This is a genomic window from Leclercia adecarboxylata, assembly GCF_006171285.1.
Lineage (GTDB): Bacteria > Pseudomonadota > Gammaproteobacteria > Enterobacterales > Enterobacteriaceae > Enterobacter > Enterobacter barmai.
The window spans coordinates 1973986-1996114 of record NZ_CP040889.1; the positions used below are offsets into that span (position 1 = coordinate 1973986).

The window sequence follows — 22129 nt, forward strand, 5'->3', positions numbered from 1 at the left end:
CGCTTGCCCGGCCCATTGCCCTTATACGCGTTCAACGCCAATCAGAATGGCGGTTTCCGGATCCAGAACCGGCAGCGCCAGCCCCGCCTGCATCAGCCATTCGCCGCTCACCGTTTGCGGTGCCTCCATCCAGGCCGGCAGCTTGCGCATGGTATGTCCCCCTTCGCCGGTCAGGCGGATATTGGGGTGATCCAGCAGCGTGATGCGGTACCGGGCGTTGGCCGCCAGTCCCGGCATGCGCAGCGGCATCATCAGGGTGTAATCCGGCATCGCCATCTGAGTGACAATAAACAGCCCCTGGGCCTGATCCTGGCTCACAATCCCCTGCGCCAGGGTGGTGCTGTCGGGCATGTCCACGCGCCACTGGGTGCCGCGATGGATCACCTCGCGCCACTGCTTATGCAGCGCCGCATAGTGCCGGTAGCCCTCGCGCTCCTGCTCGTCCACGGCCAGCGGGTCCAGCTCCAGCCCCATATGCCCGAACAATGCCGTCAGGCCGCGGAAGGCGATGCTGTGCTGGCGGAAGGTGGCGTGGCATTTATGATGACCGATATGCGCGCCCATCACCTCCGGTGGGAAGAAGTAGCTCATGCCGCGCTGGATAGTATTCCGTTCCAGGGCGTCGTTGTTGTCGGACGCCCAGAAGCGATGGCAGCGGGTCAGCACTTCATAGTCGATACGTCCCCCGCCGGAGGAGCAGGACTCAAACTCCACGTGCGGGAAGCGCTCGCCCAGAGCATCCAGCAGGCGGTAGAACTGTCGGGTCTGGGCGTCGGCGGCGGCCTTGCCGTTATGCCCCGGCTGCACCAGCTCGCGGTTCATGTCCCACTTCACATAGTCAATCTTATGCTCACCCAGCAGCCAGCTCATCCGCTCCAGAAGGTAGTTGAAGGCGGCAGGAATGTTAAGGTTCAGCACCCACTGATGGCGTCCGGTGGCCTGTTCGTACCCCGGTAGGGCCAGCACCCAGTCCGGGTGTGCGCGGTAGAGATCGGAGTTGGGGTTAATCATCTCCGGCTCGACCCAGATACCAAACTCCATCCCGAGATCTTTCACGTGGTTAATCACCGGCGTTAAGCCGTTGGGGTATTTTTGCTCGTCGAGATACCAGTCGCCCAGCGCGGCCTGGTCATTGTTACGCCCCTTGAACCAGCCATCATCAATGATAAAGCGCTCGACGCCCAGCGAAGCCGCCTCGGTGGCCATGCGCATGATGTACTCAGGATCGTGGTTGAAGTAGATCCCCTCCCAGGTGTTGAGATGCACCGGGCGCGGTTTGTTCTCCGGGAAGCGAATGATGTTGCTGCGCAGATAGCGGTGGAACTGCTGGCTCATGCCGTTCAGCCCTTGCGCGGAGTAGCTGGCGTAGAGGCGTGGCGTCCAGAGGGTTTCGCCCTCGCTAATCGCCATCTCACCCGGCAGATAAAGCGCTTCGGCCTGCAGATAACGACGGCCATCGGTTTTGGCCTCGGCGCGCAGGCGATGGTTGCCGCTCCAGCCCAGATGCACGCCCCAGACGTCGCCCTGCATTTCGCTAAAGCCCGGCGTGCCGCTAATCAGCGCCGGGAAATGTTCGTGGGAGGTTTTCCCCCGGCGGTTTTCGAGAACAAAGCTGTCGTGCTCCAGCAGCAGGCGATGCGGCTGGAACTCGCGGATCCAGCGGCCATGAAACGCCATCACTTCTCGGGCACGTTCCGCCAGCGGCAGGGTGACGGCCAGGCGCTCAACCTGCCACGGCTGGCTTTTGAGATTGGTCAGGCCGTGGCGAACGGCCAGCACGCCGCTGTCATCAAGGGCAATCTCGCTGGTCAGACGCAGACCGGCATTTTGGTCTTCGGCGGTTAGGGTCAGGGTTTGCCCCTGCTGCGATACCGCAACGGTACTGAACTTCGGCGAACCATCCAGCCCCTGGCGGTGGCCTTCAATGCCCGGCGCGCCAAACAGGCCGTGGGCCAGCTCCGCCATCAGTGTAACCGGCGAGTCAACGTCCAGTCTGCCGTTGGCAACCGGGCGGGAAAGCGTGGCCGCATCCTGCGGCGAAAAGTGGCGAAGGTGGGGTCCCCAGTAAAGAATTTCGGCGAACGGGTGGGTTTTGATCACCACATCCACCGTTTCGCTCGCCAGTCGTAAAATAGCCTCTTGCATCGGACATCTCCTGTCATCGGGATATCCTGAGTTTTGATCCGAAACGTTTCGGATACAAACCAAAACGTTTCGGTTTTGTGATCGGCTTTAGAAATTGGGGAAAATTATGCCGTCTGGCCCGGAGAGAATTCCGGCTGCCACAGCACCTGCAGCTGGCTGAGTTCGCCGCCGTTAATCAGCTGCAGCACCATGTCGGCAATCTGCTTGCCCACCCCCTGACGAGTGGACTGGATCACCGCCGCCACGTCGATATCGACAATGCTGTCCTGCGGCAGGCCATCGTAGACCACCAGCGATACGGCGTGCTCGCCGGTTAAACGCCCCATCTGCGCCAGCGCCATCGCCGCGCCATCGCCGTGGGTGTTGCAGTCGGTGACGATCGCCGTCGGCGGGACATCCAGCGCCAGCAGTTCCTGCGTGGTGGTGTAGCCCGCGCGGCGTGAAGGCGGCATGGTGCGCAGCCATTCGCTGGAGAGTCCCGCCTCTTTCAGGGCAGCAAGGTAGCCCTGACGGCGCTGGGTGATGAACGCCTGATTGTGGCTTTCCCCCAGGTAGGCGATGCGCTGATGCCCGCGCGCAATCAGACGCTGGGCGGCGGTGTGGGTGCCCGCATAGTTATCAAAATCAAACCAGGCGTAGGGCTCCGGCAGATGGCTACGACCGAGCGCCAGGAAGGGGAACCCGGCGGCCTGCAGCTGTTCGAGACGCGGATCGTTATCGAGCGTGTGCGCCACAATCAGCGCATCCACGCGACGGCTTTGCACCATGCGCATATAGCTGTGCTTGTCGGCCAGGTCGTCGTCGGCAATCAGCAGTAAGTCGATCTCATGACGCGCTAACTCGTGGCTAATTTCGCCGACCATCTCCATAAAAACGCTGTTATTGAGCGGAACGGGATGCACCGGAAAGACCAGACCCACGGCGTCGATTTTGCCCATCTTCAGGCGGCGGGCAAGGGTGTTCGGCCGATAGCCACGTCGCTGCGCTTCGGCCTCCACGCGGGCGCGCGTCTCGCTGGAAACGTCAAAATAGCCGTTGAGGGCGCGGCTTACCGTCGTTACCGACAGTCCCAGTTCTTTAGCAATGGCTTTAAGCGACATGATTATCCGTGTCTTTGGGTATTAGTTTTGTTCCGACACCATGAGCGCATAGGTATCGGGCTCAAGGGCTTTGAAGATGTGCGCCTGGTCGGCAGGATAGCAAATATAGTCCCCCTGCCCCAGTTCCTCGGGTGCGTCGATCAGGCCAATCAGCGCCCGCCCCTTCATCACAATAATATGTTCGACCGAACCCGGCGGGTGCGGATGCGAGATACGGTCGGCGCCGGGCTGGGCCATCAGGATGTAGATATCGCGTCGGGCCCCCGGCGGGCAGGCCGCCAGTAAAATTGCCTCATAGTTTGCCTGTTCAGCCACCACTTTGGTGCCTTCGCCGAGGCGGATAACCTGGGTGGCAGGCTGATGAGGTTCAAGCAAACGGGCAAAGGGGATATCCAGCGCCACGCACAGCGACCACAGGGTTTCGAGGCTGGGATTGCCGTTGCCGGACTCCAGCTGCGAGAGTGTGGATTTGGCGATCCCGGCACGACGGGCAATTTCCGCCAGTGAAAGCCCGGTTCGCATGCGTTCTCGCACCAGACTTTTCGCGATCACGCTAATTGGCTGCGTCATAAAACGGTCTCTTTTACTGTTATATCGAACGAATCGTTCATCTTGATAAACGAATTTATTGCGTTCATTATAATGGATACTCGTTCGATATGGCTAAATTTGTATGAAACACTCTCTCTCAAGTCTTAAAGGCGACACCATCAAAGCGATTATTCTGGTGTGCCTGGCGGTGGGGGTCGTGGGAATGTCCTACGGCTCGCTGGCGATGGCGTATGGCTTTCCGCTGTGGGTGCCGTTTGTGCTCTCCATTTCGGTGCTGGCGGGCGCGTCGGAATTTATGTTTATCGGCATTGTTGCCAGCGGCGGCAATCCGCTTGCCGCTGCGGCCGCCGGGCTACTGGTTAATGCCCGCCATATGCCCTTTGGCGTAACGGTGCGCGAGCTGGTCGGCAAGCGCGGCGCCAGTTTGCTGGGCTGCCACATTATGAACGACGAAAGCGTGGTGTTTGGCCTGTCGCAAAAAACGCCGGAACAGCGCAAAGCCGCCTACTGGCTCTGCGGTCTGGGCGTGGCAATCATCTGGCCGCTGGGCACCCTGCTGGGGGCGATGGTCGGCAAGCTGCTGCCCGACCCGGAAACCATCGGGCTGGATGCGGTATTCCCGGCCATTTTGCTGGCCTTAGTGGTGCCCGCCTTTAAGAACCGCACGACGCTTATCCGCGCCTGTAGCGGTGCGGCGCTGTCGCTGGCCGCGGTTCCCTTTGCGCCGGTGGGCCTGCCGGTGTTGCTCTCTCTGCTTGGCCTTGCGACGAGGAAGAAATAATGGAAAACATGACCGTCTTTATTCTCGGCATTGCCCTGCTCTCTGCGGGCACCTATCTGATGCGTCTCGGTGGAGCAAAACTGGGCAGCCGGTTAGCGCTGTCGGAACGCTCCCAGGCGCTGCTCTCGGATGCGGCAACGGTATTGTTGTTTTCGGTGGCGCTGGCGACCACCTTCTACGAAGGGGAACATTTTGCCGGAATGGCGCGGGTGTTGGGCGTGGCGTTTGCGGTATTCCTCGCCTGGCGCAAGGTGCCGTTGATTTTCGTGATCGTGGCGGCGGCAGTGGTGACGGCGCTGTTACGCCTGGCGGGCATAAACTAAAAAAGCGCCCCGGGGGCGCTCTTTCGACAGATGCTTTGTGCTTATTTGCTCAGTTCAGCGGTCATGTGCACACGGTTACCGGTGAAAGCCTGAGTAATGGTGTAAGACGATGCGCCCGCCTGCTGAGCCTGAGCGGCAATTTTCGCTTCGGCGCCGTCAATGGTGCTGGCAGATGCGGTGACAGTCTGAGCAGCGAAAGAACCGAAAGAAGTAGCCAGAGCGATAACAGCGACAAAAGTTTTGATGTTTTTCATGATAGAGACCCTTGCGATAAGTTGTTTGTTGTAAGGCGTTGTGCCTTGATGTGATAAATAATAGGCCTCATCACCGACAACTGAAAGCGGAAGGATTTGCTAATATCATTCAAAATTACTGATTTAAATTCCTGCTTTTAATCCCATACAAAATTCCCGGCGATCGGGATCACATTCCAGTCAAAACAGGGTTTCATTTTCACGTCACGACGGGGAAAGTAATCAGTGTCGAATCATAAAGTTAGTGTCTAGCGTCTAACTACTTTCGACACTTTTTTCTACTCTACGCAGGACGATAACTGATGGCTCTGTCAGCGAAAGAAAAGTTATTCCACAAAATTTTAACGCATTATGCTGCCAGCCCTTCTGGTTTCACGGCTCAGGACTGCGCTGACTTTATGCCGGTTAACCGCAGCGTTCTGAGTCATTACCTGAACAGACTGTGCGATGACGGTCAGTTAAGTAAGGAAAATACCCGTCCCGTACGCTTCTATGTGCGCCAGAACCCCTCCGAAATGTCATCGACTTCGCATTTAGTGTCGAAAAGAGAGGACGTATTCCAGAATCTGATTGGTGCGCAAGGGAGCCTGGCAGAGGCAGTGGCGCTCTGTCGTTCTGCAGTTGATTACCCGGGTGAAGGTTTGCCGGTTTTGATCTCAGGTGAAAGCGGTGTGGGAAAAAGCCATCTGGCGATGCTCATTCATCGTTATGCGGTGGAGCGTAGCGTCGTTGCTGCGGAGAAACCTTTTGTTGAGCTTAACTGCGCAGATTACGCCAATAATCCTGAGTTACTGTCAGCCACCCTTTTTGGCTATACCCGTGGTGCTTTTACGGGGGCCGATCGTGAGAAGCGCGGCGCCTTTGATGAGGCCGACGGTGGTTTTCTGTTTCTGGATGAAGTACATCGCCTGTCGGCGGAGAATCAGGAGAAGCTCTTCCTGTTCATGGATAAAGGTTATTTCTATCGTCTGGGGGATAACCGAACCCGCCACCCCGCCTCGCTGCGTTTTATCTTCGCCACCACTGAAAACATCGATACGGTATTACTCAATACCTTCCGCCGACGGATCCCGGTACGCGTGACGCTACCCAACTACCTGTCGCGTTCGCTAACCGAACGGGTTGCCCACGTTAGCCATTTTTTACAGCAGGAAGCACGCAGCTTGCGGCGGGATATTCACCTCGATAATTCACTTATGCACCAGTTGGTGACCTCCCCGGTACGCGGGAATATCGGCGAGCTTAAAAACCAGATCAAAGTGATGTGCGCCAGCGCGTGGAGCGATCGTCGCGAGGCGGAGGTCATCTCGCTACGGAGCGCACAGACCAGCGGCGAAACCCTGGTGATTTCTGCCCGCCAGCCTGGTAATGCGCCTGATGCCAGCATAGTGATCCCGAAAGCCATGCACGATGCGGTGATCTTTCGCGAGTTCTGCCATAGCGGCAACGTCCTGTTATTGAACCGTAAGATGGAACAGTTGCTGACCTCGGTGAGCGGTATCATGGCGCCGGATGCCATTTATAGCGGCTATTTGTGGCAAAACACTATGCACGCAATAAATGAACTGGAAATCCAGACCGGTATTCCGTGCGGGCAGGAGATCCGTAAAGCGGTCTGGCTCTGTATGAGCTATGCGTTAAATACGCCCCATCAGCCAGACGCGGTCAGTGAGCTGCTAAACATATCAGATTACGTCTCAGGCAAAGCCCGACTGCTGGCCGAAGAGTGCCTCGCGCTGCTGGCAAAGCATGTAGTTAATCAGCCTCTGCCCTTGCTGATGCCGCTTCTGAGCTGCGCGTTTCACACCCAGGCCGGAGAAGATGACCTTATCCAGGGCATTATTGTCTCGCATGGCCGTTCTACCGCCTCCAGTATTGCTGGCATAGCCAACCAGCTTACCGGCGGCTATTACTTCAAAGCGTTTGATATGCCCAATGCGACATCTACACGGGAAATTATCGATTTATTGATCACGCATCTTTCCCGCCTCAGGCAAGGAGCGGGATTAATCATCCTGGTGGATATGGGGTCGCTGAAGGAGATCTACGAAGAGATTAAGCTTCATCTGCACGGCGAGCTGCTGGTGATTAATAACGTCAGCACCGCAATGGCGCTGGATATTGCCTCCAGAATTCAGGAGCAGCAGTCGATGGAAGCCATTATCGAAGAGACGAAAGGCGCTTATGAGGTGGAAGCACGCTACTACGCGGGGATGCAGCCCGGCAATAAAATCATCATTTCCTGCATCTCTGGTGAAGGCATCTCACGAAAGTTAAAAGATATTGTCCAGCGTTACCTCGTTCAGGAAAGCATCGACATCATCACGATGGAATATGACGACCTGAAATGGAAAATTACCCGCGCCGACCCGGCGCTGAACGGCACGCGCCTGATCATTACCACCACCGATCTGGAAGCGGGCTACATCCCGCTGATCAGCGTCGAGCAATTGATTAAAGAGAAGACCCAGGTCCTGAAACGCGACTACTTTCACGGGCTGCTGACGGACGGCGGACTTGAGCCGATGGTGGAAGAGGTGGTGAAACTCTTTACCGTAGAAGGCGTGGCCAGCCGGCTGAACTTCCTCAATCCCGTCGTCATCATCGATGAAGTGGAAGCGGTGATTAAACAGTACGAAGCATTCTATAAAATCCATTTCGAGAGCTATCTGCGCATCAACCTCTTTATGCACATTGCGCTGATGATTGAACGGGTCATGGTCAATAACGGCGTACGCCAGCGCGAAGAGGCGCAACTCACGCCAGAGCAGACAGCCTTCGTTGCCGTGCATGACACCTTTTTCCAGGCGCTGAATCGCAAATACAACATCACCCTCCCTCTCACTGAAGTGCTGATGATTTACGAAATTATGGAACCGTGGATCGCCCCCGATGCTCTTTCGTGATACGTGTCGCCAGCGCAGGCTGGCGCATGCTTCGACACTGCGTTAACACCTCTTTCCGACACTAAAATCAGCGTCCAGAAATGCAAATTAAATCATATATATCAATAAATTGAAAATATGGCACAGGGTTTGCACATCCATCATCAGATACCCTGGAAAGCGTAAGGAATACCCCATGCGAGAGATGTATGTCGCAACCCATGGCCGCTATGCCGAAGGCATTATTTCGGCTCTGAATTTGTTAATTGGCGACGATCATGGCATCACACCGGTTTGTGCATACTGCGGCGAGATTGGATCCACAGCAGAGCTGGCCGTTCGCTTTGATGCGATGGCCCGGCAGGCAGCCAGTCGAGGCAACGAGCTGGTGCTGTTTACCGATATGCCTGGCGGCAGCGTCAACAACACGGCCGTACAGATGATGATCAAATATCCCCACGTGCAGGTCGTCAGCGGGGCAAACCTGATCATGCTGATGGAATTCTGCATGTCCGAACATGACGAAACGGCTCTGCGCCTCCAGGACGCGATAGCGGCGGCCAGCGGGGCAATGCAATACATGAACGTCTTACCTGAGATCGCTTCGGCCCGTCAGGCGCAACATGCAGATGCCCGGGATGGCATTGACGATTTCTTTACCCTGGAGGATAGCCAGTGAAGGTCGCACTCGAAACGCTGGATACGCGATATAGCCTGCCGCAACCCGGTCTGGATCCTCGCTGGTTACAGGACGTGCTTGCTCAGGTTATTCGTCAGGTAGATGTGATGCTGCCACGATTTACAACCACCTTCCCTGCCGCCAGCGCGACGGAGGGCCGCTATCCGGCTGTCGAAAAGGTCGACTGGACGGAAGGATTCTGGACCGGAATGCTGTGGCTGGCCTGGGAAGTCACCGGCGATAACAAATATCGCGCGGTGGCAGAGGGCCTGCTCGACAGCTTCGAAGAGCGCCTCGATCGCAGAATTAAAGTTGATACTCACGACCTGGGTTTCCTGTATTCGCTCTCCTGCGTGAACGCCTGGAAACTCACTGGCAATACCCGCGCCCGCAACCTGGCATTACGCGCCGCAGAGTTGCTGTACCAGCGCTTTAACGCCACGGCAGGCGTGATTCAGGCATGGGGTGATCTGAGCGATCCGGCGCGCCAGGGCCGGATGATTATCGACTGCAATCTCAATGTTCCCCTGCTGTTCTGGGCTGCCGACGAGACGGGTAACCAGGCCTGGCGTGAAGCAGCCACCCGGCACCTGGCGCAGGCGGCACGCTACCTGGTGCGCGATGACGCTTCAACGTTTCACACCTTTTATATGGATATCCACAGCGGCAAGCCGCTGCGCGGAGATACCCATCAGGGCTTTAGCGACAGCTCGTGCTGGGCTCGCGGCCAGGCGTGGGGCATTTATGGTTTTGCCCTGAGCTTCACCCACACCGGCGACACCACCCAGCCGGAGCTTTCTCGCCGCCTGGCTCACTATTTCCTCAACCGCTTGCCCGAGGATTTCGTCTGCTACTGGGATCTGATCTTCACGCCCGACGATAAGGCCTGGCGCGATACTTCAGCAGCAGCGATTGCCGTTTGTGGGCTGGCTGAGTTGCTTAAACAGCTTCCCCTGACGGATCCGCTACGGCCTGCGTATGGCAATGCTATCACGCTGATTATGCAAAATTTACATCAACATTACTTCGCGGATCCGCAAGACGGCCTGCTTCGCGAAGGCGTTTATAACTTTGGCCGCAATATGGGGATTAACGAACCTAACCTGTGGGGCGACTACTTCTATTTTGAAGCCCTGGTTCGCCTTTCCCGCGTCTGGACACCCTACTTCTGCTAAACCGGAGCTATACCATGATTTCTTTAGTTCGTATTGATGATCGTTTGATACACGGCCAGGTTGCCGTGGTCTGGACCAAACATCTGGGCGTAAACCGCATTCTTGTTGCCAACGACCAGATCGTGAATAACGACGTGCAGAAAATGTCGCTACGCATGGCGGCACCCGACACGGCCAAATGCGCCATTATGGCGGTCAAAGACGCAGGTGATGTGCTGAACGATCCGCGTTCAGAAAGCATGAAAATAATGGTGATCGTGAATAACGCTGCGGATGCGCGCCGTCTGGTGGAGCAGGTTCCCGGTATTAAAACACTGAACGTCGCCAATTTCGGGCGTATTACTGACAACCTTGCTGCGAAAACACGTATCAGCGATACCGTCTATGTCACGCCAGAAGATGTGGCTGACTTTCAGGCTATTGCCGCACGCCATGTCGCTGTTGAATATCAGGTTCTGCCCTCTCATCCGGTGAAAAACCTGATTGAGATGCTGGCAAGCGCCGTCAATTAATCGAGGTCGCTATGTTAACGTCTGCATTTCTTGTCGCGTTGATCATGTTTCTGGTTAAAACCGCTGACCATACGCTGGGCCAGCCTCTGATTGAGCGTCCACTTGTCTGTGGCGCGCTGGTCGGCCTGGTACTGGGCGATCTTGAGCAGGGTATTATTATCGGGGCCACGCTGGAGCTAATTTTCCTGGGCACCATCACCATTGGTGGCTCTGTTCCGGCCGATCTGGCCGTGGGCTCCGTACTGGCGACGGCCTTTACTATCCTCACCCACGCCGAACCCCCGGTCGCCGTGGCGCTGGCGTTACCTATCAGTCTGCTGGCGGTCTTCGTTTATCAGGTGCTGAAGCTGGTCTATACCGGACTGGTCGAAAAATATGACGCCTTACTCGATCAAGGCCGGGACCGTACCGCCCTGGCGCTAACGCTGGGCATGACGTTGTTTTACGGTGTCCCCTTCGCCCTGATCGCCTTCTTTGGCATTCTGTTTGGCACCGATGTCATTCGTAGCCTGGTCGAAAGCATTCCGGGCACCGTAATGCGCGGTATGACGGCTGTTGGCGGCATTTTGCCCGCACTGGGTTTTGCCATTCTGTTGAAAGCGCTGTGGAACAGAAATATTGCCGCCTTCTTCTTTATTGGTTTCGCCATGGCAGCTTATTTGAAACTGCCGATTATGGGCATCGCCATTATTGCCGCCTCTGTCGCAGTCTATCTCTGCTTCAACGAGTTCAACCAGCTAAAAGCAAACAAACAGGCAGGGGTAGCCGCACCAGCTTCTGTTGATGATAAGGATGGGTTCTTCAATGACTGATATCCAGATGAAAGACGTTACTGATAGTCGCGAGGACAGAAGCGAGAAACAATTATTCCGTCAGCTTTTTATTCGTCAGTTCCCGCTGCTGGGAACCATGAATTTTACCCGTATGGAAGGGTTAAGCTACGGCTGGGCGCTGGCACCGATGTTGAAAAAAATCTATGCCAACGATCCCCATCGCTATCTTGAGGCGCTTAAACGCAACAGCCAGTTTTTCAATACCAACCAGCATCTGGCGCCGTTTATTATGGGCCTGACGCTGTCGATGGAAAAAGAGAACGCGGCTAATCCCAACTTTGATACCTCCAGTATTAACGGGATCAAAGTGGCGCTGATGGGTCCTTTTGCCGGTGTGGGCGACTCCTTCTTCTATGGTGTGCTGCGTATTATTGCCACCGGCATTGCAATCGGCCTGGCATCTCAGGGGAATCCGCTGGGTCCCTTACTGTTCCTGTTGCTTTATAACATTCCAAGCTATCTGCTGCGTTATTACGGCGGCGTAATGGGTTATCGTCTCGGCTCAAAATATATTGCCGAAGCGACGCAGTCGGGATTATTAAGTTGCATTACCAAAGCCTCATCGATAATGGGATTAATGATGGTGGGCGCAATGAGCGCCAGCATGGTGAAGTTCACCACCACCTTTCAGACCACCATTGCCGGGCAGCCTTTTGTCTTACAGGATATTCTCGATAAAATTTGTGTAGGCTTAATACCGCTGATATTGGTTCTGGGATGCCTGAAACTTCTCAATAAGAAAGTCAGCCCAAATAAAGTGCTACTGCTGTTAATCGCCCTTGGCTTTGCCGCTGCGGGGATTGGAATAATCTAAAATCCTCAGCCCCTTTCTCAGGAAGGGGCTAATTATCTGGAGTGAAAATGACCTGACAAGCCGCTTGCTTTTCAAATCAGCCTGAGAAGTTTCATCAGGTTTACCTTCCTCTTCGTATCGATCACATCAGCTCCCGTATCAACTTCTTACCGGATCTTATTTCAATAGAAAACATCGACACTTTTTCCTGCGCTACGGCGCCATATTTATCAATACCGGCTGTCACTAAGCCAGAACCACCAGTAGCATCTTCACTTCTCTATGCTCTGCCAAATGTCCATCTCATCAGCCATATTTTAGGTTCTCAGATTAATGAAACGCGTCGCCTGGTTAATTATATTTTTGACCAGTTTCTGCTGTGGCTAAAAAACTCATTGTCTCAATTAAATGTGATGACATTCTCAAAGAGTGTTTGTATTGCGTCTAAAAAAAATGAAAATCGCGACTTTATTTATAAAGTGTCTAACTGTCAGCCATAACCCCCTATAAACAATAGAAATAATTTCCTGGCATGCTCCTTGCTATTTATTCAGAGCATTACCCTATTTTAAATAACGACAGGAATAAAAATGAAAAAGTCACATGCGTTAGTGCTTGGATTTCCGCTTGCCTGTTTTTCACTGAACACGCTGGCAGCCGCTACCTGGATTGATAATCGATATGCCCATACAACCGCCTCAGAAAAGAATCAATATAAAGTCGGTCTTGGGCATATTTTTGATAATGGTGCAGGCGTTTTAGCCTCCGCTATGTACGATTTAGGCCAGGACTTTGATCAAATGAAAAGCACCTTTCAGGAATTTGAGGGCTGGTACCCCTTACCATTAAATGAAAAATGGTCCGTGACACCTGGCGGCTTGACGGATATTGATTCAAACGGAACTAAACTGGCTCCATATATCAGTCTGGATTATAAGTTCAGCAAACAGTTAAGCTTCAGCGGTCGTTATCGTTATAACCATATGACCCATAAAGAACGCGATTTTAAAGGTGAGATGGATTATAACGACAGCCACCAGTTCGATTTATTTATGAACTATCAGGCAACCGAGAAATTATGGTTACAACTCAACCCGGAATTTTTCGTTAATACCAATGATTTTAATGCTGCCAACGGCCAAAAAACCCACTGGGAGCCGAGTATTGTTGCCCGCTATCGCATGGATAAACACTGGCTACCTTATGCGGAAATCGCCTGGCTGGATCAGGATCAGAACCATGACGATCAGGTTCGCTTCCGCCTCGGTATTCGCTATTACCTGGACTAAATATTTTGGGGCAGCAATGCTGCCCCTGTTTCAACGCATAGCCACCGTAAAGCGGGAAAAGCGCACGTAGCCAGGGCGATCGCTGTTCTGACCGCGGGCGTAAATGCCCATCCTGGCACCAATCCATTTCCCTGCCGCTGCTGAAAATTGTGGGGCGACTTCATTCCATTCCGCGCCTGGCAGTTGATAGCCGAAATGCACGATGCCGTCATAATCAACCCGTAAACCAAGCACAACCTGCTTTTCATCAAACATATCGACGATGGGTATAGACGTCGAATTCAGCTCGCCTTTATCGTCTATCCAGCCGTGATCCAGACAAAGTTGCGCCCCTGTTTTGCCATTCACGGCACGCAGGGCAGCAAAGCGCTGACCGTATACCACCAGCCCGCCCTCCTCCATATCATGACAAAACTCAAGCGACAGGGGAGTTCGCACCGAAAAACGTTCGGCCGGGAAGTTTTGCAATAAAAGCTGTGGAAGATGATAAATAGCGTGATTGTTTTCTGACGAGGTACAGGTTAAATGCAGACCTTTCTCCCCCTCGGTTAACCACTCCTTTTGGGGGTTCGCCTGCCACTGCCACTGTAGCCCAGGCTGCCCGTTAGCAAAATCATCACTGGTTTGTAGCGAACAGGGTGACAGCGGAAGCTGAGGCACCAGATGAACACCGACGGGCTGCCCTTTATGCATGCCATCAAGACATTCCCCAATCTGTGGCCAACCGTCGCTCATCCAGCGCAGCGGCTGAAGGTGAATAATGCGCCCGTAGACCCCCTTATCCTGAAAGTGGAAAAACCAGTTTTCGCCATTTTCCAGTTCGATCCAGGCACCCTGATGCGGACCGTTAACGGCACTATTTCCCTGATGCAGCACATCACGACTTTCCCATGGTCCCTCCAGGGTGGCAGCACGTAGCACCGTCTGCCAGCCACGTTTCACGCCGCCTGCCGGTGCAAATATCCAGTACTCGCCGTTACGCTTATACAGCTTCGGCCCTTCCAGGGTAGGAAGCGAGGGTGTGCCATCAAAAATAATGCGACCATCGTCGAGCAGCCTGGTCGCATCGGGTGACATTTCGAAAAGCTGCAGCTTGTTTTTCACGCCGCTGCGGCTGAAAGCAAATGCATGGATCAGCCATGCGCGGCCATCATCGTCCCAGAACGGACAGGGATCTATCCAGCCCGGGGCCGCTTTAAGGCAATAAGGTTCACTCCACTCACCCAGCGGATCATCAGCATGTGAAACATAGATCCCTTCATCCGGTAGACTGTAAAACACCCAATAACGGCTGTTATGAAAGCGGATCGCCGGAGCCCAGACGCCTTTGCCCGGCTGGGGGGCATCGTATTCAGGCGACTGGAGTCTTTTTACAATGTGGTTGACGATTCTCCAGTGAATGAGATCGCGTGAATGGAGCAGCGGTAAACCAGGCAACAGATGAAAACTGGACGTCACCATCCAGAAGTCGTCCCCCTGTCGAATGACATCAGGGTCGGCAAAATCGGCATGAATAATCGGATTTTGGTAGAGCAGCGGCATATCGGAACCTTATGTTAGTTAATCTTCCCTGCGCTGCAATTTTCAGACCATCAAAAAATAACATTACTAAACAATGGATTAACCATGATTTAGACACAAAAAAAGCGCCCCTGGGGCGCTCTTTCGACAGATGCTTTGTGCTTATTTGCTCAGTTCAGCGGTCATGTGCACACGGTTACCGGTGAAAGCCTGAGTAATAGTGTAAGACGATGCGCCAGCCTGCTGAGCCTGAGCGGCAATTTTCGCTTCTGCGCCGTCAATGGTGCTGGCAGATGCGGTGACAGACTGAGCAGCGAAAGAACCGAAAGAAGTAGCCAGAGCGATAACAGCGACAAAATTTTTGATGTTTTTCATGATAGAAACCCTTGCGATAAGTTGTTTGTTGTAAGGCGTTTTGCCTTGATGTGATAAATAATAGGCCTCATCACCGACAACTGATAGCGGAAGGATTTGCTAATATCATTCAAAATTACTGATCAATAATCAGGCGTTGCGGATGGGTATATACCGTGGCTTTTCCTGGCTTACAGAAACCCACCAACGTCAGGTTGCAGCGCTCGGCCACCTCAACCGCCAGGGTGGTGGCTGCGGATACCGCAAACAGGATCTCCACGCCGCACATCGCCGCTTTTTGCACCATCTCATAGCTTGCCCGGCTGGAGACCAGCGCGGCCCCCTGCTGCCAGACGGCGCTTTCGCCAGCCCGACGGCCCAGCAGCTTATCCAGCGCCACGTGGCGTCCGACATCTTCATGCCCGCCCGCAATTTCGCCCGACGGTAGTACCCAGGCGGCGGCGTGGGTACACCCGCTCAGGTTCCCTACCGGCTGTACCGAGTTAAGATTTTGCAGCGCAATATTGAGGTTGGTCAGGGTAAAGGTCTGGGTGAAGGGCAGCGGCGAGATGGGTTTGCCGATGTCGTTCAACTGCTCCACACCGCAAACACCGCAGCCGGTCCGCCCGGCCAGCGCGCGGCGGCGCTCCTTGAGGGCCATAAAGCGTCGGCTAGAGAGCTCGATTTGCACTTCCATGCCGTTGCAGACCGGGACCACATCCATCCCGTAGATCTCCTGCGGGTGGTCGATAATCCCTTCCGAGAGGGAAAAACCGAGGGCAAACAGGGGCAGATCTTTTGGCGAAGCCATCATCACGACGTGCGAGATACCGTTATAAACCAGCGCCACGGGCACTTCCTGCGCCAGCCAGTCCGCAACGGGCTGGTTGAGCTGCGGGGGTCTGCGCACCTCACAGGTCACAACGCCGACGGGCTGGGAGGGGGTATCTCGGTTCTCTTTTGACACGACTTCATTCCTGGGCAACTTCGCAAGTAAGGGCGCTATTGCACCATAAATAGCGGGACTTCGCGCCGGAGATGGATCAATTTTTCAGTAGAGCAACTGTCAGGCGGCGTTACTCCCTGTGGGGGAGCCCCTCGCGCGGGTTGCTACAGCCTTGTAACACGCAGGGTTAATAAAGTGATTTAGTTCACATTTTTAAATTAGCACGCTTAGATTTCGTTCACGTTGTTTTAACTCCATTCAAACAAGCCTACCGACAATGTGGTATTCTGAGCCATATCCCTCGCGGAATTGAGGGAATAAAAGATCCCATCCCTTTCCGGTTATTTTGTAACCGTAAAGTAAAACTATATGCACCTGAATAATGCGCGTTGCAGGTAAGCAGCAAAACGCACCTGCGACACGCCCTGTAAAAGGTGGCAATGTCGAAACAAGGAGTGACCCATGCAGGTCAGCAGAAGGCAGTTCTTTAAGATCTGCGCTGGCGGTATGGCAGGCACCACGGCAGCAGCACTGGGCTTTGCGCCCGGCGTCGCGCTGGCGGAAACACGGCAGTACAAACTGCTGCGCACCCGCGAAACCCGTAATACCTGTACGTACTGCTCCGTCGGTTGTGGGCTGTTAATGTATAGCCTCGGCGACGGTGCGAAAAACGCCAAAGCATTTATTTTCCATATCGAAGGCGACCCGGATCACCCGGTTAACCGCGGCGCGCTGTGCCCGAAAGGGGCAGGTCTGGTGGACTTCATCCACTCGGAAAGTCGTCTGAAATTCCCGGAATATCGCGCTCCTGGCTCCGACAAATGGCAGCAAATTAGCTGGGAAGAGGCGTTCGATCGCATTGCTAAGCTCATGAAGCAAGACCGCGATGCTAACTTTATAGCGCAAAACGCCGAAGGCACCACCGTCAACCGCTGGCTCTCCACCGGCATGCTGTGTGCGTCTGCCTCCAGTAACGAAACCGGCTATTTAACGCAGAAATTCACGCGCGCACTCGGTATGCTCGCGGTCGACAACCAGGCGCGTGTCTGACACGGACCAACGGTAGCAAGTCTTGCTCCAACATTTGGTCGCGGTGCGATGACCAACCACTGGGTCGACATGAAAAACGCCAACCTCATCGTTGTGATGGGTGGGAACGCGGCAGAAGCGCATCCGGTGGGGTTCCGCTGGGCGATGGAAGCCAAAATCCACAATGGCGCGAAGCTGATTGTCGTCGATCCGCGTTTCACGCGTACGGCGTCGGTTGCCGACTTCTATGCTCCAATTCGTTCCGGTACTGACATTACCTTCCTGTCAGGGGTATTGCTGTACCTGCTGACTAACGAAAAATATAACCGTGAATACACCGAGGCCTACACCAACGCCAGCCTGATCGTGCGTGAGGATTACAGCTTCGACGACGGCCTTTTCAGCGGCTATGACGCGCAGGCACGCAAGTACGACAGAACCAGCTGGAACTACGAGCTGGATGAAAACGGCTTTGCGAAACGCGATACCACCCTGCAACATCCGCGCTGCGTGTGGAACCTGCTGAAAACGCACGTCTCCCGCTATACGCCGGAGATGGTCGAGACCATCTGTGGTACGCCGAAGGCCGACTTCCTGAAGGTGTGCGAGTACATCGCCGAAACCAGCGCTCACGACAAAACCGCGTCGTTCCTCTATGCCCTGGGCTGGACGCAGCACTCCGTCGGCGCGCAGAACATCCGTACCATGGCGATGGTGCAGCTGCTGCTCGGCAACATGGGGATGGCAGGCGGCGGCGTTAACGCCCTGCGCGGTCACTCCAACATTCAGGGCCTGACCGACCTCGGCCTGCTGTCGCAAAGCCTGCCGGGCTATATGAACCTGCCGAGCGAGAAACAGACCGATCTTCAGACCTACCTGACGGCCAGCACGCCTAAGCCGCTGCTGGAAGGCCAGGTTAACTACTGGAGCAACTACCCGAAATTCTTCGTCTCGATGATGAAGGCTTTCTATGGGGATAAAGCCACAGCCGAGAACAGCTGGGGCTTTGACTGGTTGCCGAAGTGGGACAAGGGTTACGACGTCCTGCAGTACTTCGAGATGATGAACCAGGGCAAGGTCAACGGCTATCTGTGCCAGGGCTTTAACCCGGTGGCCTCGTTCCCGAACAAGAACAAGGTTGTGGCGTCGCTGTCGAAGCTGAAGTTCCTGGTGACCATTGACCCGCTCAACACCGAAACCTCGACCTTCTGGCAGAACCACGGCGAGTCGAACGACGTTGATCCGTCGAAGATTCAGACCGAAGTGTTCCGTCTGCCCTCCACCTGCTTCGCGGAAGAGAACGGCTCTATCGTTAACTCCGGTCGCTGGCTACAGTGGCACTGGAAAGGTGCGGACGCCCCGGGTATCGCCATGAACGACGGCGAGATCCTGGCCGGTATCTTCTTGCGTATGCGTAAGATGTACGCGGCTGAAGGCGGCGCTAATCCGGAGCCGGTGCTGAACATGACCTGGAACTACGCGACGCCGGAAAATCCGCAGCCAGAAGAAGTGGCGATGGAGAGCAACGGCAAGGCGCTGGCGGACGTGATCGACCCGGCCACCGGCACCGTGCTGGCGAAGAAAGGCGATCAGCTCAACACCTTCGCCCACCTGCGCGATGACGGCACCACCTCCAGCGGCTGCTGGATCTTCGCCGGTAGCTGGACGCCGAAAGGCAACCAGATGGCCAACCGCGATAACGCCGACCCGTCGGGCCTCGGCAATACGCTGGGCTGGGCATGGGCGTGGCCGCTGAACCGCCGCATTCTCTATAACCGTGCCTCCGCAGACCCACAGGGCAAGCCGTGGGATCCGAAGCGTCAGCTGCTGAAGTGGGACGGCGCGAAGTGGGGCGGCGTGGATATTCCGGACTACAGCGCCGCCGCACCGGGCAGCGATGTCGGGCCGTTTATCATGCAGCCGGAAGGGATGGGCCGCCTGTTTGCCATCGATAAGATGGCGGAAGGGCCGTTCCCGGAACACTACGAGCCGTTTGAGACGCCACTGGGCACTAACCCGCTGCACCCGAACGTGATCTCTAACCCGGCAGCCCGTATCTTTAAGGGCGATCTTGAAGCGCTGGGTAAAAAGGACAAGTTCCCGTACGTGGGCACCACCTACCGTCTGACCGAGCACTTCCACTACTGGACCAAGCACGCGCTGCTCAACGCTATCGCGCAGCCGGAACAGTTCGTGGAGATCGGCGAGAAGCTGGCGAACAAGCTTGGCATCGTTCAGGGCGATACCGTGAAGGTCTCCTCCAACCGCGGCTATATCAAGGCCAAAGCGGTGGTGACCAAGCGTATTCGTACCCTGAACGTTCACGGACAGCAGGTGGATACCATCGGTATCCCGATCCACTGGGGTTACGAAGGGGTGGCGAAGAAAGGGTTTATTGCCAACACCCTGACGCCTTTCGTCGGCGATGCGAACACGCAGACGCCGGAGTTTAAGGCCTTCCTCGTGAACGTGGAAAAGGTGTAACGGAGACGACTTATGGCTTATCAATCGCAAGACATTATTCGTCGTTCCGCGACTAACGGTCTTACCCCCGCGCCTCAGGCGCGGGACCACCAGCAGGAAGTGGCGAAGCTTATCGACGTGACCACCTGTATCGGCTGTAAAGCCTGTCAGGTGGCCTGTTCGGAGTGGAACGATCTGCGTGATGAAGTGGGTCACAACGTCGGGGTTTACGATAACCCTGCCGATCTGACCGCCAAATCCTGGACGGTAATGCGCTTCTCGGAAGTGGAGCAGAACGACAAACTGGAATGGCTGATCCGCAAGGATGGCTGTATGCACTGCGCCGATCCGGGCTGCCTGAAGGCCTGTCCGTCTGAAGGCGCTATCATTCAGTATGCCAACGGTATCGTCGACTTCCAGTCTGAGCAATGCATTGGCTGCGGCTACTGCATCGCCGGCTGTCCGTTTGACGTGCCGCGACTGAACCCGGAAGACAACCGCGTCTACAAATGTACGCTGTGCGTCGACCGCGTGAACGTCGGCCAGGAGCCGGCCTGCGTGAAGACCTGCCCAACCGGCGCTATCCACTTTGGCTCCAAAGAGGATATGAAAACGCTGGCGGGCGAGCGCGTAGCCGAGCTGAAAACCCGTGGTTACGACAACGCAGGCCTGTACGATCCGGCCGGTGTTGGCGGTACGCACGTGATGTACGTGCTGCACCACGCCGACAAGCCGAATCTCTATCACGGCCTGCCGGAGAACCCGGAAATCAGCGCCACGGTTAAATTCTGGAAAGGCATCTGGAAACCTCTGGCCGCCGTTGGCTTTGCGGCAACCTTCGCTGCCAGCATCTTCCACTATGTCGGTGTCGGTCCGAACCGTGCAGACGAGGATGAAGACAACCTGCATGAAGAGAAAGACGAGGTGCGCAAATGAAAAGACGTGACACCATCGTGCGCTACACGGCGCCGGAACGTATCAACCACTGGGTCACCGCCTTCTGCTTCATGCTGGCGGCGATAAGCGGACTGGGGTTCTTCTTCCCCTCCTTCAACTGGTTGATGCAGATCCTGGGTACGCCGCAGCTGGCGCGCATCCTGCACCCGTTCGTCGGGGTGGTGATGTTCGCTTCATTCATCATCATGTTTTTCCGCTACTGGCACCACAACCTAATCAATCGGGATGATATCTTTTGGGCGAAGAATATTCGTAAGATCGTCGTCAACGAGGAAGTGGGTGATACCGGGCGCTATAACTTCGGCCAGAAATGCGTATTCTGGGCGGCGATTATCTTCCTGGTACTGCTGCTGGTGAGTGGCGTGATCATCTGGCGTCCGTATTTCGCACCTGCTTTCTCAATCCCGGTGATCCGATTTGCGTTAATGCTGCATTCATTTGCAGCAGTGGCGTTAATTGTGGTTATCATGGTGCATATTTACGCCGCCCTCTGGGTGAAAGGCACCATTACCGCGATGGTGGAAGGCTGGGTAACCAAGACGTGGGCGAAGAAACATCACCCACGCTGGTACCGGGAAGTCCGCCAGAAACAGGAAAAGCCATCTGAATGAGTATTCGCATAATCCCGCAAGATGAGCTGGGTTCGAGCGAGAAACGCACGGCGGAAGTGATTCCGCCGTTACTGTTCCCCAGACTTAAAAACCTCTACAACCGCCGCGCGGAACGCCTGCGCGAGCTGGCTGAGAGCAACCCACTCGGCGACTATCTGCGCTTTGCGGCGCTGATCGCCCACGCCCAGGAAGTGGTGCTGTACGACCATCCGCTGCAGATGGACCTGACCGCGCGCATCAAAGAGGCGAACGCGCAGGGCAAACCGCCGCTGGATATCCACGTTCTGCCGCGCGATAAACACTGGCACAAGCTACTGCACTCCCTGATTGCCGAGCTGAAGCCAGAGATGAGCGGCCCGGCGCTGGCGGTGATCGAGAACCTCGAAAAAGCCTCTGAGCAGGAGCTGGAGCTGATGGCGAGCGCGCTGTTTGCCTCAGATTTTGCCTCCGTCAGCAGCGACAAGGCCCCGTTCATCTGGGCGGCGCTGTCGCTCTACTGGGCGCAAATGGCCAGCCTGATCCCCGGAAAAGCTCGTGCTGAGTACGGCGAAGCGCGTCAGTTCTGCCCGGTGTGCGGTTCGATGCCGGTGTCGAGCATGGTGCAAATCGGTACCACCCAGGGCCTGCGCTATCTGCACTGCAACCTGTGTGAAACCGAGTGGCACGTGGTGCGCATCAAATGCAGCAACTGCGAGCAGACCCGCGACCTGCACTACTGGTCGCTGGAAAACGAACAGTCTGCGGTGAAAGCCGAAAGCTGCGGCGATTGCGGCACCTACCTGAAGATTCTTTATCAGGAAAAAGACCCGAAGGTGGAGGCCGTCGCCGACGATCTCGCCACGCTGATTCTGGACGCAAAAATGGAGCAGGAAGGCTTTGCCCGCAGCTCTATCAACCCGTTCCTGTTCCCGGGTGAAGGGGAGTAAT

20 protein-coding genes are annotated in these 22129 nt (G+C 55.4%); 13 read left to right on the forward strand and 7 right to left on the reverse strand.

All coding sequences use genetic code 11. The features are described 5' to 3' along the window. Nucleotides 1-21: 21 nt before the first annotated feature. From FHN83_RS11230 to FHN83_RS11240, 3 genes are all read right to left on the reverse strand, one after another. On the reverse strand, nt 22-2145 hold the full coding sequence (locus tag FHN83_RS11230; protein ID WP_138370905.1) for an alpha-galactosidase: 2124 nt from the start codon (nt 2143-2145) through the stop codon (nt 22-24). A gap of 104 nt (nt 2146-2249) precedes the next feature. Continuing rightward, nucleotides 2250-3245 (reverse strand): LacI family DNA-binding transcriptional regulator, encoded by a 996-nt coding sequence (locus FHN83_RS11235; RefSeq protein ID WP_138370906.1) that lies wholly within the window; start codon nt 3243-3245, stop codon nt 2250-2252. Nucleotides 3246-3266: 21 nt separating this feature from the next. Further along, the gene (locus FHN83_RS11240; protein ID WP_039032164.1) at nt 3267-3815 is read right to left on the reverse strand and encodes a helix-turn-helix domain-containing protein; all 549 of its coding nucleotides are present in this window, start codon (nt 3813-3815) and stop codon (nt 3267-3269) included. Between the two features lie 103 nt (nt 3816-3918). On the opposite strand from FHN83_RS11240, the gene FHN83_RS11245 reads away from it, so the two are divergent. Then, on the forward strand, nt 3919-4578 hold the full coding sequence (locus FHN83_RS11245; RefSeq protein ID WP_139563847.1) for an AzlC family ABC transporter permease: 660 nt from the start codon (nt 3919-3921) through the stop codon (nt 4576-4578). Next, nucleotides 4578-4901, forward strand: a complete 324-nt coding sequence (locus tag FHN83_RS11250; protein WP_103825275.1) for an AzlD domain-containing protein — start codon at nt 4578-4580, stop codon at nt 4899-4901. The genes FHN83_RS11245 and FHN83_RS11250 overlap by 1 nt, the downstream gene beginning before the upstream one ends. A gap of 41 nt (nt 4902-4942) precedes the next feature. Here FHN83_RS11250 and FHN83_RS11255 read toward each other — a convergent pair whose 3' ends face one another. Next, nucleotides 4943-5155 (reverse strand): YdgH/BhsA/McbA-like domain containing protein, encoded by a 213-nt coding sequence (locus FHN83_RS11255; RefSeq protein ID WP_039032168.1) that lies wholly within the window; start codon nt 5153-5155, stop codon nt 4943-4945. 302 nt (nt 5156-5457) lie between these two features. Here FHN83_RS11255 and FHN83_RS11260 point away from each other — a divergent pair, with 302 nt between their 5' ends. The 7 genes from FHN83_RS11260 (at nt 5458) to FHN83_RS11290 (ending at nt 13321) form a co-directional block, all read left to right on the forward strand. Next, nucleotides 5458-8061 (forward strand): sigma 54-interacting transcriptional regulator, encoded by a 2604-nt coding sequence (locus FHN83_RS11260; protein WP_139563848.1) that lies wholly within the window; start codon nt 5458-5460, stop codon nt 8059-8061. 175 nt (nt 8062-8236) lie between these two features. Then, nucleotides 8237-8719, forward strand: a complete 483-nt coding sequence (locus tag FHN83_RS11265) for a PTS sugar transporter subunit IIA (protein ID WP_139563849.1) — start codon at nt 8237-8239, stop codon at nt 8717-8719. After that, a complete protein-coding gene (locus FHN83_RS11270) occupies nt 8716-9894 on the forward strand; it encodes a glycoside hydrolase family 88 protein (RefSeq protein WP_139563850.1) in 1179 nt (392 codons plus the stop codon). Before FHN83_RS11265 ends, FHN83_RS11270 begins: the two co-directional genes overlap by 4 nt. Before the next feature lie 14 nt (nt 9895-9908). Continuing rightward, on the forward strand, nt 9909-10406 hold the full coding sequence (locus tag FHN83_RS11275; RefSeq protein ID WP_139563851.1) for a PTS system mannose/fructose/N-acetylgalactosamine-transporter subunit IIB: 498 nt from the start codon (nt 9909-9911) through the stop codon (nt 10404-10406). Between the two features lie 11 nt (nt 10407-10417). After that, nucleotides 10418-11218: a PTS mannose/fructose/sorbose/N-acetylgalactosamine transporter subunit IIC gene (locus tag FHN83_RS11280; RefSeq protein WP_139563852.1), complete on the forward strand. Its 801-nt coding sequence runs from the start codon at nt 10418-10420 to the stop codon at nt 11216-11218. Next, nucleotides 11211-12053, forward strand: a complete 843-nt coding sequence (locus FHN83_RS11285) for a PTS system mannose/fructose/sorbose family transporter subunit IID (RefSeq protein ID WP_139563853.1) — start codon at nt 11211-11213, stop codon at nt 12051-12053. Before FHN83_RS11280 ends, FHN83_RS11285 begins: the two co-directional genes overlap by 8 nt. Nucleotides 12054-12622: 569 nt before the next feature. Continuing rightward, nucleotides 12623-13321, forward strand: a complete 699-nt coding sequence (locus FHN83_RS11290; protein WP_139563854.1) for an oligogalacturonate-specific porin KdgM family protein — start codon at nt 12623-12625, stop codon at nt 13319-13321. A gap of 30 nt (nt 13322-13351) precedes the next feature. On the opposite strand, the gene FHN83_RS11295 is transcribed toward FHN83_RS11290, so the two are convergent. The 3 genes from FHN83_RS11295 to fdhD all read right to left on the reverse strand — a co-directional run bounded on the left by FHN83_RS11295 (nt 13352) and on the right by fdhD (nt 16163). Then, complete coding sequence (locus FHN83_RS11295) at nt 13352-14863, reverse strand: glycoside hydrolase 43 family protein (protein WP_139563855.1); 1512 nt, start codon at nt 14861-14863, stop codon at nt 13352-13354. Between the two features lie 141 nt (nt 14864-15004). Then, nucleotides 15005-15217: a YdgH/BhsA/McbA-like domain containing protein gene (locus FHN83_RS11300; RefSeq protein WP_139563856.1), complete on the reverse strand. Its 213-nt coding sequence runs from the start codon at nt 15215-15217 to the stop codon at nt 15005-15007. 115 nt (nt 15218-15332) lie between these two features. Further along, nucleotides 15333-16163, reverse strand: coding sequence for a formate dehydrogenase accessory sulfurtransferase FdhD (gene fdhD / locus FHN83_RS11305; RefSeq protein ID WP_139563857.1), 831 nt, complete (start codon nt 16161-16163; stop codon nt 15333-15335). 441 nt (nt 16164-16604) lie between these two features. Between fdhD and fdnG the strand changes: the two genes are divergently transcribed. Genes fdnG through fdhE form a run of 4 tightly spaced genes read left to right on the forward strand, consistent with a single transcriptional unit; the run spans nt 16605 to nt 22128 of the window. Then, nucleotides 16605-19655, forward strand: a complete 3051-nt coding sequence (gene fdnG / locus FHN83_RS11310) for a formate dehydrogenase-N subunit alpha (RefSeq protein ID WP_139563858.1) — start codon at nt 16605-16607, stop codon at nt 19653-19655. Nucleotides 19656-19667: 12 nt separating this feature from the next. Next, nucleotides 19668-20570, forward strand: coding sequence for a formate dehydrogenase subunit beta (fdxH, locus tag FHN83_RS11315; protein ID WP_039032172.1), 903 nt, complete (start codon nt 19668-19670; stop codon nt 20568-20570). Continuing rightward, the gene (gene fdoI, locus FHN83_RS11320; protein WP_039032173.1) at nt 20567-21202 is read left to right on the forward strand and encodes a formate dehydrogenase cytochrome b556 subunit; all 636 of its coding nucleotides are present in this window, start codon (nt 20567-20569) and stop codon (nt 21200-21202) included. Before fdxH ends, fdoI begins: the two co-directional genes overlap by 4 nt. After that, entirely contained in the window at nt 21199-22128 is a 930-nt protein-coding gene (gene fdhE, locus FHN83_RS11325; protein ID WP_039032174.1) for a formate dehydrogenase accessory protein FdhE, read from the forward strand. Before fdoI ends, fdhE begins: the two co-directional genes overlap by 4 nt. The last annotated feature ends 1 nt before the right edge of the window (nt 22129 follow it).